The following is a 14895-nucleotide window of genomic DNA, read 5'->3' on the forward strand; positions in this document are numbered from 1 at the left end:
ATGGCGGACCCTACCCGGCCTCGACCAATTTCGGCGCCACCTCGGTCGGAACCCTCGCCATCCGCCGCTTCCTGAGACCCGTCAGCTATCAGGGCTTTCCAAAGGAATTGCTGCCTGAAGATTTGCAGTGACCTGCAAGGGCGCCTCGCCGGAACGGCGGGGCGTCCGATCCGCCGCTTTCCAACGCAGCAAAGGGATGCGCATGGCACGAAACGTGATCTTTGATCTGGGCATGGTGCTGATCGAATGGGATCCCGCGCTGGCCTTTGCCGATGTCTTCGACACGCGCGACGCCGCCGAAGACTGGATGCGGCAGATCGGTTTTGACGGCTGGAACCGCCTGCAAGACGGCGGTCGCAGCTTTGCCGACGGCATTGCCGCAGCCATCGCCCAGCATGGCGATCTGGCGCAGCCGCTGGCGGATTATCTGGCGGCGTTCCACCTGACCATCGAAAAGCCGGTGCCGGGCAGTTGGGAGATTCTGGAGCAGTTGCACAATGCGGATGTCCCGCTTTACGCGATCACCAACTGGTCGGCGGATACATGGCCCGCTGCCGTCGAGACCTATCCAAGGCTGACGCAGGTGTTCCGGGATATTCTGGTGTCAGGGCAGGAGGGGCTTCTGAAGCCAGAGGCGGCGATCTATGAAACCCTGCTGCGGCGCAATGGGCTGGTGGCCAGGGACTGCATCTTTATCGACGACAGCCTGAAAAATGTCGAGGGCGCGCGGGCGCTGGGGATCGACGCCATCCATTTTTCAACTGCCGAGGAACTGCGCAGCATGTTGGCCGCGCGGGGTCTTCCGGGCTGACATCGCCCGATTGCCGCGAATTTTCTGCATTATTCACGGCCAGATCATGTTTCGATCACGCTTTCATCACATCTGTCAGGCATGATGTTCGTGTCGAAGCCAATGGCTGGGCGGCAGGCTGTCGCGATCTTCACGGCCCACGGTTCCGGCGCGAAGACCTTTCAGCGGTAAGCGGTTTTCGGTTAACGAATCATTTCAGGCAGGCCTTTCAGGGGCAGATGCCCCGGATGACCTAGGAACGCCCGCCGCTTCTGCGGCGGGCGTCATTCCATCTCAGCGCGCGCCCACCAGCGGCGCCAGATGACGCAGCGCCAGAAGATAGCCATTGGTGCCCAGCCCGGCGATCACGCCTTCGGCGCGCAGGCTGACATAGGAATGATGGCGGAAGCTTTCGCGCTTGTGGATGTTCGAGATATGCACCTCGATCACCGGCGCGTCGAAGGTGTTCAGCGCATCAAGGATCGCGACCGAGGTATGGGTCAGCGCGCCGGGATTGATGACGATGGCATCGGCCTGCTGCCTGGCCTCGTGGATCGTGTCGACGATCACGCCTTCATGGTTGGACTGGAAAAAGCGGATCTCGATCCCAAGCTCTTTTCCCAGCGCGACGCAGGCGTTTTCCACATCGGCCAGGGTGGTGCTGCCATAGATCTCGGGCTGGCGCTGGCCCAGAAGGTTCAGGTTCGGACCGTTCAGGACATAGATCGTGGGCATTTCTTCCTCCGAGATAGGGCATCTGTCTGCCGTTCGCGGCAGGATAGTGCGGGCGGCGCGGGTCGCAAGGGCGAAGCCTGTCCCTATGGACAGGTCCGGGCGCAGAATGCCAGGAGGATGCAGCCAAGGCTCTGAATCATGTGGTAAAGCGGATCGGAATAAGACGACCGAATCGCCTCTGCCGGGCCGCTGCATCCTGTCGCGGGGCCGCAGGCAGGGGCTGGCGGCTTGGCCGATGCAGATGGTGGGGTATTGATGCGATTTTGCTTGCTGCTTCTGGTTGCGCTTGCCGGTGCGGGTCAGGCCAGCGCCGAAAACCGGGCGGTTGTGGTCGGCAATGCAGATTATCGCGATGCGCCCGATCTGGCGGGCTCGGATACCGGGGCCCTGGCTGCGGCCATCCGCGCGGCGGGTTTTGTCACGGCCGAAGGGGTCGATCAGGATTCCGGCGATCTGCGCCGCACGCTGGATCTGCTGGCCCGCGCGGATCAGACGCCCGGCGCGCGCATCGTGTCGCTGAGCGGGCGGTTCCTGAACGACGGCGCCGAGACATGGTTCATGGGGATCGAGGCCATCGACCCGGATCAAGGCAATGTTGGCAGTCAGGGCACGCCGCTGTCGCTGGTCTTGCAGGTGATGGGCAACGCCATGCCGGGCGCGGTGCTTTTGCTGGGCACGGACGATCAGGACATGGCGCACCGGCCCGATCTGCAAAACGGCATCGGCCCGCTGGCACCTGCGGCGGGCGTGTCGATCGTCACCGGCCCGCCCGAGGGGACGGCGGCGGCGCTGCGGGCGCTGGCGGCGGGAAAACCGCTGGGCGAGGCGGTGGCCGCCCATCCCGGCCTGACATTGCTGCCCGACAGCGATGCCGCCCTGACCCCGGCCAGTCCGGCGGCTGCGGCTGCGGCCATGGTGACCGCCCCGTCCGCCGAGCCGACCGATTCTGACCGCAGCGCATGGTCCGAGGCGGCGGGGCAGGACGTGCCGGAAAGCTATACCACCTATCTGCGGCGCTATCCCTCGGGCCAGTTTTCCGAGGCGGCGACCGCGCGGCGCCAGCAATTGCTGACACGGCGCGCGACGGATATCGCGGATCGGGCGACATGGAGCACGGTGACCGCGCAGAACCGCATGAGCGGCTATGAAGCCTATCTGAAACAGTTCCCGGATGGCCGCTATGTCGCCCCGGCCAAGCGACGGCTGGCGGAATTGCGGCTGGCGAATATGCCCAAGGCCGCGCCGCCGCCGCCAAAACCTCCGGCACCGCCCACGCCGGCCGAGGTGGAAATCGCGCTGAACCTGACGCGCGGCGACAGGGCCGTGATCGAACGGGGGCTGTCACGGCTGGGCTATGAACCCGATGCGGCCGAGGACGATTTCGGGCCGGACACGCGCGCCGCCTTGCGGACGTGGCAGGGGCTGAACAATTTCATGCCAAGCGGCTATCTGAACCAGCCCCAGTTGCGGGCGCTGCGCGATCAGGTCGCCGCGCTGGATGGTGACGATGGCCGACGCGACCGGGCATATTGGCTGCAAACCGGCGCGCGCCGCGATGAGCAGGGTCTGCGGGACTATCTGAAGCGCTATCCATCTGGCCGTTACGCCGCCGAGGCCAAGCGGCAACTGACCGCGCCGGTCGCGCGGCCGATCACCGATCCGGTGAACCGCGACGACGCCTCGGCCTGGCGGTGGGCGCGGCGTCAGGACAGCGCGGCGGCCTATAACATCTATCTTGAGCGGTTTCTGGCGGGCGCCCATGCCGATGAGGCGCGCCAGCGCCGCGATGCGCTGCTGGCCGGGATCGAGGCCGCCCGGCGCGAAGAGGACGCGCTGGCCCTGTCGCAAGCCACCCGCCGCGACATCGAGGAACGCCTGATGGCGGCCCAGCTGACCCCCGGCCCGGTCGATGGCCGCTTTACCGCCGCGACCCGGCAAGCCTTGCGCGAATATCAGGCCTCGCGCAACTTGCGCGTGACGGGCTATGTGTCGCAACAGACGCTGTCGATCCTGATGTCGGAACAGCCGCGACCCTCGCGCTGAGGAGCAAAAGACATGACCTATGTGATTCTGGCGGCGGTTGGCGTCGTCATGGCCGGTATCTGCATTGCCGTGCAGGCCCCGCTGAATGCCGCACTGGCCCGGCAGGTCGGCGGCCCGGTGGTGGCCGCGGCGATTTCCTTTGCCGTGGGCTTCGTGATTCTGGCGGGGGCTGCGGTGGCGACCGGGCAGGGGCGCGGCTTCCTGCGTGTCGGGGGCGCGGAATGGTGGATGCTGATGGGCGGCGTGCTGGGCGCGTTCTATGTCTGGACCATCGTCTGGTCGCTGCCGCGTCTGGGCGCGCTGACGGCGCTGTGCGCGCTGGCGCTTGGCCAGATCCTTGCTGCGATCCTGCTGGACCGGACCGGCGCATTCGGGCTGCCCGTGCGGGACATCTCGGTCCCGCGCATTCTGGCGGCGCTGATGGTGGGCGGCGGGCTGATTCTGTCGCGCTTTTGACGCGCCGGGCTGCCAAGGTATCGGACAAAAAGGAAACGCCCGCAGCGCAAGGCATGCGGGCGTCTTCAATTCTTGGGCCAACAAGGCCCGCGGATCAGCCTTGACGGGCTTTGAAGCGCGGGTTGGTCTTGTTGATGATGTAGATGCGGCCCTTACGGCGCACAACCTGGCAATCGCGGTGACGGCTCTTGAGCGAGCGGAGCGAATTGCGAACCTTCATCGGTCTTCTCCTATCGCGGCGCATCGCTAGGTCGCGCCTTGGAATTGAAATACCCCCGGTCAAAAGCCCGGGGGCGGCGAATAGATGGTGGGCGGTACTGGGATCGAACCAGTGGCCACTACGATGTCAACGTAGTGCTCTACCGCTGAGCTAACCGCCCACTTGAACAGGATCGCTGCGCGCTTTCACGCCCACCTCTCCTTGGTCCGCGGTTCTATATAGAGCGTCGCGAGGGGTTTCAAGCCCTCTTTGATGGACACTTGGCGTCAAGTGAAGTTTAGATATAACCGATGCAGATCATGCCCGGCAGATTTCGCCCAGCCAGCCGCGCGCGCACGCCCAGGGAAATCCGGTTATGAGTTTGGATGACGCCACATTTGACCTGTTGAGGCCCGCCGAATGGCTGGGGGGCGTCATCATCGCGTCGCCGCATTCGGGTCGGTGCTATCCCGACTGGTTTCTGGCCGAAACCCGGCTGGACATGCAGAATCTGCGCTCATCCGAGGATGCTTTCGTCGACCGGCTGATCACGCCCGCGCTGGATCATGGCGCGGTCACGCTGACATCGCGCGTGCCCCGCAGCGTGGTGGACCTGAACCGCGCCCCGGACGAGATGGACCCGCTGGTCGTGTCAGGTGCGATGCCGCGCGTCATGAGCCCGCGAATCATGGCCGGGCTGGGGGTGATTCCGCGTGTCGTGTCGCAGGGCCGCGCCATTCACGACCGCCCCATCGCCCGCGAAGAGGCCGATCAGCGAATCGCCCGGCTGTGGCATCCCTATCATCAGGCGCTGTCCCAGCTGATCGATCAGGCGGTGGCCAGCTTCGGCGGCGCGATCCTGATCGACATGCATTCGATGCCGCGCGATGCGCTGGCGCATCTGCCGCGTCCGCGCCCGGATTTCGTGCTGGGCGACCGCAACGGCATTTCGGCCTCGCCCCGGATCAGCGCGGGCGTGGCCGATGCGGTCACCGCCGAGGGCTTCCGGCTGCGGCGCAATTCGCCCTTTGCCGGGGCCTATATCACCGCCGCCTATGGCAAGCCGCGCAGCAATGTCCATGTCGTGCAGCTTGAGATGGACCGCTCGCTTTACATGGATGAACGCCGGATCGAGCCGCGCGCCGATTTCGATGCCTTCGCCGAACGCTTCACCGGCATCGTCGCGCGTCTGGCGCGTCTGCGTCCCGATGCCTGCGACCCGGCCATCGCCGCCGAATAAGGAACGCCCATGCCGCCCGAGCTTGCAGATCTTTTCACCCAGAACATCGCCCTGATCGTTCTGGCCATCGTCATTTTCCTTGCCGTCAGTTCTGCCGTGCGGATCGTCCCGCAATCCGAGAAATTCGTCGTCGAACGCTTTGGCCGCCTGCGCTCGGTTCTGGGGCCGGGGATCAATTTCACCGTGCCGTTTCTGGACCGCGTGGCGCACAAGATCTCGGTTCTGGAACGCCAGCTTCCGACGAACCGGCAGGATGCCATCACCGCCGACAACGTGCTGGTGCAGGTTGAAACCAGCGTTTTCTATCGCATCATCGAGCCGGAAAAGACCGTCTATCGCATCCGCGACATCGACGCCGCCATCGCCACGACCGTCGCGGGCATCGTGCGGTCGGAAATCGGCACGATGGAGCTGGATCAGGTGCAGTCGAACCGCGCCAGCCTGATCGAACGCATCCGCGAATCGCTGGCCAATGTCGTGGACGACTGGGGCATCGAGGTGACGCGGGCCGAGATTCTGGACGTGAATCTGGACGATGCCACCCGCGCGGCCATGTTGCAGCAGCTGAACGCCGAACGCGCCCGCCGCGCTCAGGTGACCGAGGCCGAGGGCAAGCGCCGCGCCGTCGAACTGGCCGCCGATGGTGAACTTTACGCCGCCGAACAGCAGGCCAAAGCCAAGCGCGTGCTGGCCGATGCCGAGGCTTATGCCACCAATGCCATCGCCGTCGCCATTCGCGACGGCGGTCTTGAGGCGGCGCAATACAACGTCGCCATGAAGCAGGTCGAGGTTCTGGCCGAGGTCGGCAAGGGGCAGGGCAAGCAGACGGTGATCCTGCCCGCCTCGGCCGTCGAGGCGATGGGGGATGCCTTCAAGATGCTGCGCGGACCCAAGCCATGAGCGGCGGCTGGCTGTGGATCGTCGCCGCCCTTGTGCTGGGCGCGCTGGAGATCCTGCTGCCCGGCTGGATCCTTTTGGGCACGGCCATCGCCATGGGGCTGATGGGTATTGCCATTCTGTCGGGCCTGTGGACTGCGGGCCTGCCGCTGACGCTGGTGGCGATCGCGGCCTTGTCAGGGCTATGCTGGCTGGCCCTGCGCCGCATCTTTGGCAGCAGCCGGGGCGATGTGCGGGTCTGGACGCGCGACATCAACGATCACAAGTGACGCTGATCGGGGCAAAGCTGGTCCTGACCTGCGACGGGCGGCTGCTGACCTGTTTGCGCGACGATTTCGACTGGATTCCGTGGCCGGGACATTGGGATCTGCCCGGCGGCGGGGCCGAGCCGGGCGAGACCGCCATGCAATGCGCGCTGCGGGAGTTGCACGAAGAATTCGGCCTGACGCTTGCACCGACGCGGCTGCGCGGACGGGCGTTTCCCTCGGTCCTGCCGCCGGGGGGCGCGGCGTGGCTGTTTCACGCCACCATTACCGGGACCGAGATCGAAGCCATCCGCTTTGGCGACGAAGGGCAGGAATGGCGCATGATGCCGATTGCCGAATTTCTGGCCCATCCCTTGACCGTCCCGCATTTCCGCCAGCGCGTGCCCTTGATGCTGGCCCCCTGATGCCGGGTCCGTTGATACTGGTCTAGGGCTTGCGGGTCAGGCCGCGCGGCCGCGCCATCATCTGCACCATCGGGCGCAGCGCGTCGCCCTTGACCGTCCAGCTTGTCGCGAAGGCAAAGCAGGCGACGAACTCCAGCCAGAAGACCGGCCGCAGCGCGGCAAGGCGCTGATCCAGCCCGGTGACGAACAGCAGGCCGATCAGGCCGATGCTGGCGATGATGGTCCAGCCGCAGATCCGATAGATCCGGTTCGAGGCCTGCTTTTCCGCGCTGTCCTCGGAACCGCGCACGAACAGCACAAGGCAATAGACCGCCAGCGCAGCGAAAAACACGCCCGCCGCGATCAGGTGAACCAGAGCGCTTGCGGAATTGCCAAGGACGCATTGCAGAAAGGTGCAGCTTGGCGGTCTGGGCATCGGCGGGCTGGTGATCGACAGGCCCGCGACCGGCAGGCCGGTATTAGGTGTCACGGGAAAGCCGGTCGGCACCAGCGCCACCAAGGCCACCGCAACCGATGCGACCCGCGCCACCAGCCGGTCTGTCAGCCATGTGCCGGTGTCGCGATAGCCTTCATAGCTCCACAAGAACACCGCCTGCGCGATCAGGCAGCCGACAAAGATCTCGCGCATGGGGGAATAGTAATAGGCCGACAGGCTGGTCAGGATCCCGCCCGAGGCGACGCCGTAAAGCGCCAGCACCACCGGCAGGAAATATCCCAGCGCCCCGATGGCGCGGCGCACCGCCAGAAAGGACAGCACAAGCTGGTTGCCTGCCTTTTGCCGTTCGCCCTGAGCCTTGCTGAGCATGTCCCACCCCCTGCCGCGTTCCGGCGAAGCGTGGGTCATGCGCGGCTAAGGGTCAATGCCTGCGCAATTCGGCGGTGATTGCCTGCGCTGCGGCGCGGGGATCCTGGGCCTGCCAGATCGGGCGGCCCACGACGATATGATCCGCGCCATTGGCAATCGCGGTTGCCGGGGTCTCGATGCGTTTCTGATCGCCCGCATCGCTGCCCGCCGGCCGCACGCCCGGCGTCACGATCAGACGCCCCTGCGATTCCGGCAGCGCGCGGATCAGCGCGGCTTCGCGGGGCGAGGCGATGACGCCATCGGCCCCGGCCTCGAAGGCGCGGGCGGCGCGCAGTTGCACGATCTCGGCCACGTCGCCCTGACGCATCAGACCGGCATCCAGATCGGCCCGGTCCAGCGAGGTCAGCACCGTGACCGCAAGGATCTTAAGGTTCGATCCCGCCGCGCCCTGCTTGGCGGCGCGCACGACATGCGGGTCGCCATGCACCGTCAGGAAATCCAGATCATATTGCGCGATGCCTTTGACGGCGGCCTCGACGGTCGCGCCGATGTCGAAGAACTTCATGTCCAGAAAGATGCGCTTGCCGTGTTCCTGTTTCAGCTCATTGGCCAAGGCCAGCCCGCCGCCGGTCAGCATGCCCAGCCCGATCTTGTAGAAGCTGGCGGCATCGCCGATCTTTTCGGCCAGCTCCAGCCCGGCCAAGGCATTCGGCACATCCAGCGCCACGATCAGACGGTCATCCATTTTCCATACCTCAGCCTGCGACAAACGGCGCGGTTATAGGGGGGAACCCGCCGTCTTGAAACCCCGTTTGTTCCTGCCCATCTGACAGGCAGGACCCGAACCGGGCCGTGCCATTGCGGGCGGTCCACAGCGGGGGCTGAGGAAAGGAATTTCTGCATGGATATGGAAAAGTTTACCGAACGGTCGCGCGGCTTTCTGCAAGCTGCCCAGACCATCGCGATCCGCGAAGAAAACCAGCGCGTGATGCCTGAACATCTGCTGAAGGCGCTGATGGATGACGATCAGGGCTTTGCCAGCAATCTGATCGCGCGCGCCGGGGGCGATGCGCAGGCCGTGCGCCGCGCCACGGATGAGGCGGTGGCCAAGCAACCCAAGGTCAGCGGCGGGCAGGGGCAGGTCTATGTCGACCCCAGCATGGTCCGCGTGCTGGACGAGGCCGAGAAACTGGCCAAGAAGGCGGGCGACAGTTTCGTGCCTGCCGAGCGTGTGCTGACCGCTCTGGCGGTCGTCAACACGAATGCCCGCGATGCCTTGGCGGCGGGCAAGGTCAATGCGCAGGCGCTGAATGCTGCCATCAACGATGTCCGCAAGGGCCGCACGGCGGATACCGCCAGCGCCGAGGACAGCTATGAGGCCCTGTCGAAATACGCCCGTAACCTGACCGAGGCGGCGGCTGACGGCAAGATCGACCCGATCATCGGCCGGGATGAGGAAATCCGCCGCGCCATGCAGGTTCTGTCGCGCCGCACCAAGAACAACCCGGTGCTGATCGGGGAACCCGGCGTCGGTAAAACCGCCATCGCCGAGGGTCTGGCGCTGCGCATCATCGACGGCGACGTGCCCGAAAGCCTGCGCAACAAGCAGCTTTGGGCACTGGACATGGGTGCCTTGATCGCCGGGGCGAAATATCGCGGTGAGTTCGAGGAGCGGCTGAAAGCCATCCTGAAGGAGATCGAAAACGCCGCGGGCGAAGTCATCCTGTTCATCGACGAACTGCATGTGCTGGTCGGCGCGGGCAAGACCGATGGCGCCATGGATGCCGCGAACCTGATCAAGCCTGCGCTGGCGCGGGGCGAGCTGCATTGCGTCGGCGCCACCACGCTGGACGAATACCGCAAGTATATCGAAAAGGACGCCGCTCTGGCCCGGCGTTTCCAGCCCGTGCTGGTGCAGGAACCCACGGTCGAGGATACGATCAGCATCCTGCGCGGCATCAAGGAGAAATACGAACTGCATCACGGCGTCCGCATCAGCGATGCCGCGCTGGTGGCGGCTGCGCAATTGTCGTCCCGCTATATCACCGATCGCTTCCTGCCCGACAAGGCCATCGACCTTGTGGATGAGGCCGCCTCGCGGCTGCGCATGGAAGTGGACAGCAAGCCCGAAGAACTGGACGCGCTGGACCGCCAGATCCTGCAAATGCAGATCGAGGCCGAGGCGCTGAAGAAGGAAGACGACGCCGCCAGTCAGGACCGGCTGGAGCGGCTGGAAAAGCAGCTTTCGGAATTGCAGGAACGCTCGTCCACCATGACGGCGCGCTGGCAGGCCGAACGCGACAAGCTGGAAGGCTCGCGTCACCTGAAAGAGCAGTTGGACAAGGCCCGCGCCGAACTGGATCAGGCCAAGCGTGAAGGCAACCTCGCCCGCGCCGGTGAGCTGTCCTATGGTATCATTCCGGGGCTGGAAAAGAAGCTGGCCGATGCCGAAGGCCCGGACGAAGGCCCCATGGTCGAGGAAGCCGTGCGCCCGGAACAGATCGCCGAGGTGGTGGAACGCTGGACCGGCATTCCCACTGCCCGGATGCTGGAGGGCGAACGCGAGAAGCTGTTGAAGATGGAAGAGGTGCTGGGCCAGCGCGTCATCGGCCAGTCCGAGGCGGTGACGGCGGTGTCCAATGCCGTGCGCCGGGCGCGGGCCGGGCTGAACGATCCGAAACGGCCGCTGGGCAGCTTCCTGTTCCTTGGCCCCACCGGGGTCGGCAAGACTGAACTGACCAAGGCCATCGCCGAATACATGTTCGACGATGACAGCGCGATGGTCCGCATCGACATGTCCGAATACATGGAAAAGCATTCGGTCGCCCGCCTGATCGGCGCGCCTCCGGGTTATGTCGGCTATGACGAAGGCGGCGCGCTGACCGAGGCCGTGCGGCGCAGGCCCTATCAGGTGATCCTGTTCGATGAGGTCGAAAAGGCGCATCCGGACGTGTTCAACGTGCTGTTGCAGGTGCTGGACGACGGTCAGTTGACCGACGGGCAGGGCCGGACGGTGGATTTCAAGCAGACGCTGATCATCCTGACCTCGAACCTTGGGGCGCAGGCGCTGTCGGCGCTGCCGGACGGTGCGGACAGCGCACAGGCCCGCGGGCAGGTGATGGATGCGGTGCGGGCGCATTTCCGCCCCGAATTCCTGAACCGTCTGGATGAGATCATCATCTTCCACCGCCTGACGCGCGACAATATGGACGGCATCGTCAAGATCCAGCTGATGCAGCTGGAGCATCGTCTGGCGCAGCGCAAGATCGCGCTGGATCTGGATGAGGACGCGATGAAATGGCTGGCTGACGAAGGCTATGATCCGGTCTTTGGCGCGCGTCCGTTGAAACGCGTGATCCAGCGCAGCCTGCAGAACCCGCTGGCCGAGATGCTTCTGGCCGGAGAGGTGCTGGACGGACAGACCGTGCATGTCGGCGCGGGGGCGGACGGGCTGATCGTCGGCAACCGCATCACTGGCGCGCATCTGGGCGAGGCGGGCGAAAGCGGGCCTCGGGCGCCGCTGCACTGAATGGATGGGCGGTCCCTCGCGGGGCCGCCCTTTCCGTTTCGGCGGGTCTTTACCCGATGGTCACGCGCGGCATGGTAAGCCGGGACGAATCATGCAAGATCGTTGAAACGATTGCACAAGCAGAGGCAAAGAATGACCCGCATCCTGACCGTCCCCACTCAGCCCATCGAAGGGCAGAAGCCCGGCACCTCGGGACTGCGGAAAAAGACCAAGGTCTTCATGACGCCGCATTATCTGGAAAACTTCACGCAATCGGTCTTTGACGCGATCGGCGGGGTCGCGGGCAAGGTTCTGGTGCTGGGTGGCGACGGGCGGTTCTTCAACGACCGCGCCGTGCAGGTGATCCTGCGCATGGCCGCAGCACAGGACGCCCTGCGCGTGATCGTGGGTCAGGGTGGCATCCTGTCGACCCCCGCCGCATCGAACCTGATCCGCAAGCGCGGGGCCAATGGCGGCGTGATCCTGTCGGCCAGCCACAATCCCGGCGGCATCGACGAAGATTTCGGCATGAAATACAACGGAGAGAATGGCGGCCCGGCGCCGGAATCCGTGACCGACCGCATTTTCGCCCGCACGCAGGAATTGACCGAGTACAAGATTCTCGAGACCGAGGATGTGGACCTGTCGGCCTTGGGCGAAGTGAGCTTGGCAGGCATGGTGGTCGAGGTGATCGACCCCGTGGCCGATTACGCCAAGCTGATGGCCGAGCTCTTCGATTTCGACGCGATCCGCAATCTGTTCGCGGGCGGTTTCCGGATGCGCTTTGACGCGATGCATGCCGTGACCGGCCCCTATGCGACCGCCATTCTTGAAGGCATGCTTGGCGCGCCTGCGGGCACGGTGGTCAATGGCACGCCTTCGCCGGATTTCGGCGGCGGCCATCCCGATCCCAACCCGGTCTGGGCCAAGGATCTGATGGATGCGATGTTCGCCGAAGATGCGCCGGATTTCGGCGCGGCCTCGGACGGGGATGGTGACCGCAACATGATCGTCGGGCGCGGCATCTATGTGACGCCTTCGGACAGCCTTGCCGTTCTGGCGGCGAATGCGCATCTGGCGCCCGCCTATGCCAAGGGTCTGGCGGGCATCGCCCGGTCGATGCCGACCAGCCGCGCCGCCGACCGCGTGGCCGAAAAGCTGGGGATCGAGGCGCATGAGACCCCGACCGGCTGGAAATTCTTCGGTAACCTTCTGGATGCCGGTCGTGTGACGATCTGCGGCGAGGAAAGCGCCGGCACCGGCTCGGATCACGTCCGCGAAAAGGACGGGCTGTGGGCGGTGCTGCTGTGGCTGAACATTCTGGCCCGGCGGATCGAGCCCGTGCAGCAGATCCTGTCCGCGCATTGGGCCGAATATGGCCGCAACTATTATTCGCGTCACGATTATGAGGCGATCCCGACCGAGCGGGCGAATGCGCTGGTCCAGCGCCTGCGCGACATCTCGGGCGATCTGCCGGGCCAAAGCTTTCAGGGGCTGACCGTCGAAAGCGCCGATGATTTCGCCTATCACGATCCGGTCGATGGCTCGCAATCGGCGCGGCAGGGCATCCGCATCGGGTTCAAGGGCGGCTCGCGCGTGGTGATGCGCCTGTCGGGGACGGGAACCGAAGGCGCGACCCTGCGGGTCTATCTGGAACGCTATGAACTCGATCCCAGCCGCCACGACCTGCCGGTCGAGGAGGCGCTGGCCCCGGTCATCGCCGCTGCCGAAGACATCGCGCTGATCCGCGAATTCACCGGCCGCGACCGGCCGGATGTCACGACCTGAGTCACGAAGAATTTCATCGGCGGATCGCCCCGAAGCTGGCATGATTGACCAGCGAAGGAGGCCGCCGATGAAGCTGAAATGGTCTGAAGTCACCCCTGAATCGCAATATCTCAGCCGCCGCGTCTTTCTGGCGGCCGGGGCCGCGACCATCGCCGCCCCCGCATTCGGGCTGACCGGCGCACCTTCGGCGCTGTCCACGGATGAAAAGCCGAACAGCTTTGAAGAAGTCACCAACTATAACAATTTCTACGAATTCGGCACCGGCAAGACCGATCCGGCGCAGTATTCCGGCAGCCTCAAGACCTCGCCCTGGTCGATCAGGATCGACGGCATGGTGGACCGCCCCGGCAGCTATGGGGTCGAGGATCTGGTGCCGGATGCCGCGCTGGAGGAACGCATCTATCGCCTGCGCTGCGTCGAGGCGTGGTCGATGGTCATTCCGTGGCTGGGCGTGTCGCTTTCCAGCGTGCTGAACAAGGCTGGCGTTCAGTCGGGTGCGAAATATGTCGCCTTCCAGACCCTGTTGGATCCCGAACAGATGCCGGGACAGCGCTATCGCAGCATCGACTGGCCCTATCGCGAAGGGCTGCGGCTGGATGAGGCGATGCATCCGCTGGCCATGCTGGCGACCGGGCTTTACGGCAAGGTGCTGCCCAATCAGAACGGCGCGCCGATCCGGTTGGTGGTGCCGTGGAAATATGGCTTCAAGTCGATCAAGTCGATCATCTCGATCACGCTGACCGACAAACAGCCGCCGACGAGCTGGCAGATGCTGCAGGCCAACGAATACGGCTTCTATGCCAATGTGAACCCGCAGGTCGATCATCCGCGCTGGTCGCAGGCGACCGAGCGGCGGATCGGCGCGGGCCTGTTCGGCGGGCGGCAGGAAACGCTGATGTTCAACGGATATGGCGATCAGGTCGCCAATCTTTACGCCGGCATGGATCTGAAGAAGTTCTATTGATGATCCAGAAGGCGAACCAATGGCTGCGGCGGGTCCCTGTCTGGCTGGTCTGGCTGCTGTCGTCGATTCCGCTGCTGCTGCTGATCTGGGACACGGTGAATGGCGGGCTGGGCATCGACCCGGTGCGCGACATCGAACACCGGCTGGGCCGGACGGCGCTGTATTTCCTGATCGCCACGCTCTGCGTCACACCGCTGCTTCGGCTGACACGGCTGAACCTGATGCGGTTCCGGCAGGCGCTTGGGCTGATCTGCTTTGCCTATGTCTGCTGCCATCTGCTGGCTTGGGCCGTCTTTGATATGGCGCTGCTGTGGCCCCAGATGCTGCGGGACGTGGTGAAACGGCCCTATCTGATCTTTGGCATGATCGCGACGCTGATGCTGCTGGCCCTGGCTGTCACATCGAACCGCTATTCGATCCGCGGCATGGGGGCGAACTGGCGTCGGCTGCACCGCCTGATCTATCCGGCGGCGATCCTGGCGGCTGTTCACTGGCTATGGGCGCTGAAGGTGCTTGAGCTGAAGCCCGTCCTGATCTTGTCCGCGATTCTTGTTCTACTTTTCCTTCGTTTTCGTGGGGTTTTTGGGATTTTGGGTGGATTAGGGCGTGGATCGGGTCGGGGGTAGGGGGGGGTCGTCGCTGCGCGGCGGTGGTTTAGCGTGTTGGGCTTTGCCATTTTATTTGTTTATTTTCAGTCGCTTGCGTTTTTATGTTATTTTTCTGTCGTTTTGGGGTTGCGGGTCGGGGGTGTGATCCGTAAATACCCGCTCACCGAGACGGCGAGACGCTGAAACGGGACG

At 64.7% G+C, this 14895-nt stretch carries 15 protein-coding genes and 1 tRNA gene; 11 read left to right on the forward strand and 5 right to left on the reverse strand.

The genetic code is table 11. The features are described from left to right. The first annotated feature begins 202 nt into the window (after positions 1-202). A complete protein-coding gene (locus GL284_RS20325; protein WP_155046253.1) occupies positions 203-811 on the forward strand; it encodes an HAD family hydrolase in 609 nt (202 codons plus the stop codon). A gap of 273 nt (positions 812-1084) precedes the next feature. On the opposite strand, the gene aroQ is transcribed toward GL284_RS20325, so the two are convergent. Then, complete coding sequence (gene aroQ, locus GL284_RS20330) at positions 1085-1525, reverse strand: type II 3-dehydroquinate dehydratase (protein WP_155046254.1); 441 nt, start codon at positions 1523-1525, stop codon at positions 1085-1087. 267 nt (positions 1526-1792) lie between these two features. On the opposite strand from aroQ, the gene GL284_RS20335 reads away from it, so the two are divergent. Further along, positions 1793-3568 (forward strand): peptidoglycan-binding domain-containing protein, encoded by a 1776-nt coding sequence (locus GL284_RS20335; RefSeq protein WP_155046255.1) that lies wholly within the window; start codon positions 1793-1795, stop codon positions 3566-3568. Positions 3569-3580: 12 nt separating this feature from the next. After that, positions 3581-4024 (forward strand): DMT family transporter, encoded by a 444-nt coding sequence (locus GL284_RS20340; protein WP_155046256.1) that lies wholly within the window; start codon positions 3581-3583, stop codon positions 4022-4024. A 94-nt stretch (positions 4025-4118) separates the two neighbouring features. Here GL284_RS20340 and ykgO read toward each other — a convergent pair whose 3' ends face one another. Both ykgO and GL284_RS20350 read right to left on the reverse strand, forming a co-directional pair. Beyond that, a complete protein-coding gene (gene ykgO / locus GL284_RS20345) occupies positions 4119-4244 on the reverse strand; it encodes a type B 50S ribosomal protein L36 (RefSeq protein ID WP_024842876.1) in 126 nt (41 codons plus the stop codon). An 85-nt stretch (positions 4245-4329) separates the two neighbouring features. Continuing rightward, positions 4330-4404: transfer RNA gene (locus GL284_RS20350), tRNA-Val, on the reverse strand. A 195-nt stretch (positions 4405-4599) separates the two neighbouring features. Here GL284_RS20350 and GL284_RS20355 point away from each other — a divergent pair. From GL284_RS20355 to GL284_RS20370, 4 genes are read left to right on the forward strand one after another with little or no spacing between them, the layout of a single operon-like run. Next, the gene (locus GL284_RS20355; RefSeq protein ID WP_155046257.1) at positions 4600-5463 is read left to right on the forward strand and encodes an N-formylglutamate amidohydrolase; all 864 of its coding nucleotides are present in this window, start codon (positions 4600-4602) and stop codon (positions 5461-5463) included. Positions 5464-5472: 9 nt separating this feature from the next. Beyond that, complete coding sequence (locus GL284_RS20360; protein ID WP_155046258.1) at positions 5473-6363, forward strand: SPFH domain-containing protein; 891 nt, start codon at positions 5473-5475, stop codon at positions 6361-6363. Further along, on the forward strand, positions 6360-6629 hold the full coding sequence (locus tag GL284_RS20365; RefSeq protein WP_155046259.1) for an NfeD family protein: 270 nt from the start codon (positions 6360-6362) through the stop codon (positions 6627-6629). The genes GL284_RS20360 and GL284_RS20365 overlap by 4 nt, the downstream gene beginning before the upstream one ends. Then, the gene (locus GL284_RS20370; protein ID WP_341870522.1) at positions 6626-7030 is read left to right on the forward strand and encodes an NUDIX hydrolase; all 405 of its coding nucleotides are present in this window, start codon (positions 6626-6628) and stop codon (positions 7028-7030) included. The genes GL284_RS20365 and GL284_RS20370 overlap by 4 nt, the downstream gene beginning before the upstream one ends. Before the next feature lie 22 nt (positions 7031-7052). On the opposite strand, the gene GL284_RS20375 is transcribed toward GL284_RS20370, so the two are convergent. After that, a complete protein-coding gene (locus GL284_RS20375; RefSeq protein ID WP_155046261.1) occupies positions 7053-7835 on the reverse strand; it encodes a DUF998 domain-containing protein in 783 nt (260 codons plus the stop codon). Between the two features lie 52 nt (positions 7836-7887). Beyond that, the gene (gene pyrF / locus GL284_RS20380) at positions 7888-8580 is read right to left on the reverse strand and encodes an orotidine-5'-phosphate decarboxylase (protein WP_155046262.1); all 693 of its coding nucleotides are present in this window, start codon (positions 8578-8580) and stop codon (positions 7888-7890) included. A gap of 156 nt (positions 8581-8736) precedes the next feature. Here pyrF and clpB point away from each other — a divergent pair, with 156 nt between their 5' ends. The 4 genes from clpB to GL284_RS20400 all read left to right on the forward strand — a co-directional run bounded on the left by clpB (position 8737) and on the right by GL284_RS20400 (position 14721). Further along, positions 8737-11364, forward strand: a complete 2628-nt coding sequence (clpB, locus tag GL284_RS20385; protein WP_155046263.1) for an ATP-dependent chaperone ClpB — start codon at positions 8737-8739, stop codon at positions 11362-11364. Positions 11365-11496: 132 nt separating this feature from the next. Next, positions 11497-13131 carry an alpha-D-glucose phosphate-specific phosphoglucomutase gene (locus GL284_RS20390; protein ID WP_155046264.1) on the forward strand — a complete coding sequence of 545 codons (1635 nt, stop codon included), beginning with the start codon at positions 11497-11499 and terminating at the stop codon, positions 13129-13131. Between the two features lie 67 nt (positions 13132-13198). Further along, positions 13199-14095 (forward strand): protein-methionine-sulfoxide reductase catalytic subunit MsrP, encoded by an 897-nt coding sequence (msrP, locus tag GL284_RS20395; RefSeq protein WP_155046265.1) that lies wholly within the window; start codon positions 13199-13201, stop codon positions 14093-14095. After that, on the forward strand, positions 14095-14721 hold the full coding sequence (locus tag GL284_RS20400) for a protein-methionine-sulfoxide reductase heme-binding subunit MsrQ (RefSeq protein ID WP_155046266.1): 627 nt from the start codon (positions 14095-14097) through the stop codon (positions 14719-14721). Before msrP ends, GL284_RS20400 begins: the two co-directional genes overlap by 1 nt. Positions 14722-14895 lie beyond the last annotated feature (174 nt).

The organism is Paracoccus shanxieyensis (assembly GCF_009711265.1).
GTDB lineage: Bacteria > Pseudomonadota > Alphaproteobacteria > Rhodobacterales > Rhodobacteraceae > Paracoccus > Paracoccus shanxieyensis.

Coding starts and splice junctions, on each gene's coding strand:
- GL284_RS20325 (WP_155046253.1), top strand. CDS start 203: ATGGCACGAAACGTGATCTTTGATCTGGGCATGGTGCTGATCGAATGG.
- aroQ (WP_155046254.1), bottom strand. CDS start 1,525: ATGCCCACGATCTATGTCCTGAACGGTCCGAACCTGAACCTTCTGGGC.
- GL284_RS20340 (WP_155046256.1), top strand. CDS start 3,581: ATGACCTATGTGATTCTGGCGGCGGTTGGCGTCGTCATGGCCGGTATC.
- ykgO (WP_024842876.1), bottom strand. CDS start 4,244: ATGAAGGTTCGCAATTCGCTCCGCTCGCTCAAGAGCCGTCACCGCGAT.
- GL284_RS20355 (WP_155046257.1), top strand. CDS start 4,600: ATGAGTTTGGATGACGCCACATTTGACCTGTTGAGGCCCGCCGAATGG.
- GL284_RS20360 (WP_155046258.1), top strand. CDS start 5,473: ATGCCGCCCGAGCTTGCAGATCTTTTCACCCAGAACATCGCCCTGATC.
- GL284_RS20365 (WP_155046259.1), top strand. CDS start 6,360: ATGAGCGGCGGCTGGCTGTGGATCGTCGCCGCCCTTGTGCTGGGCGCG.
- GL284_RS20375 (WP_155046261.1), bottom strand. CDS start 7,835: ATGCTCAGCAAGGCTCAGGGCGAACGGCAAAAGGCAGGCAACCAGCTT.
- pyrF (WP_155046262.1), bottom strand. CDS start 8,580: ATGGATGACCGTCTGATCGTGGCGCTGGATGTGCCGAATGCCTTGGCC.
- clpB (WP_155046263.1), top strand. CDS start 8,737: ATGGATATGGAAAAGTTTACCGAACGGTCGCGCGGCTTTCTGCAAGCT.
- GL284_RS20390 (WP_155046264.1), top strand. CDS start 11,497: ATGACCCGCATCCTGACCGTCCCCACTCAGCCCATCGAAGGGCAGAAG.
- msrP (WP_155046265.1), top strand. CDS start 13,199: ATGAAGCTGAAATGGTCTGAAGTCACCCCTGAATCGCAATATCTCAGC.
- GL284_RS20400 (WP_155046266.1), top strand. CDS start 14,095: ATGATCCAGAAGGCGAACCAATGGCTGCGGCGGGTCCCTGTCTGGCTG.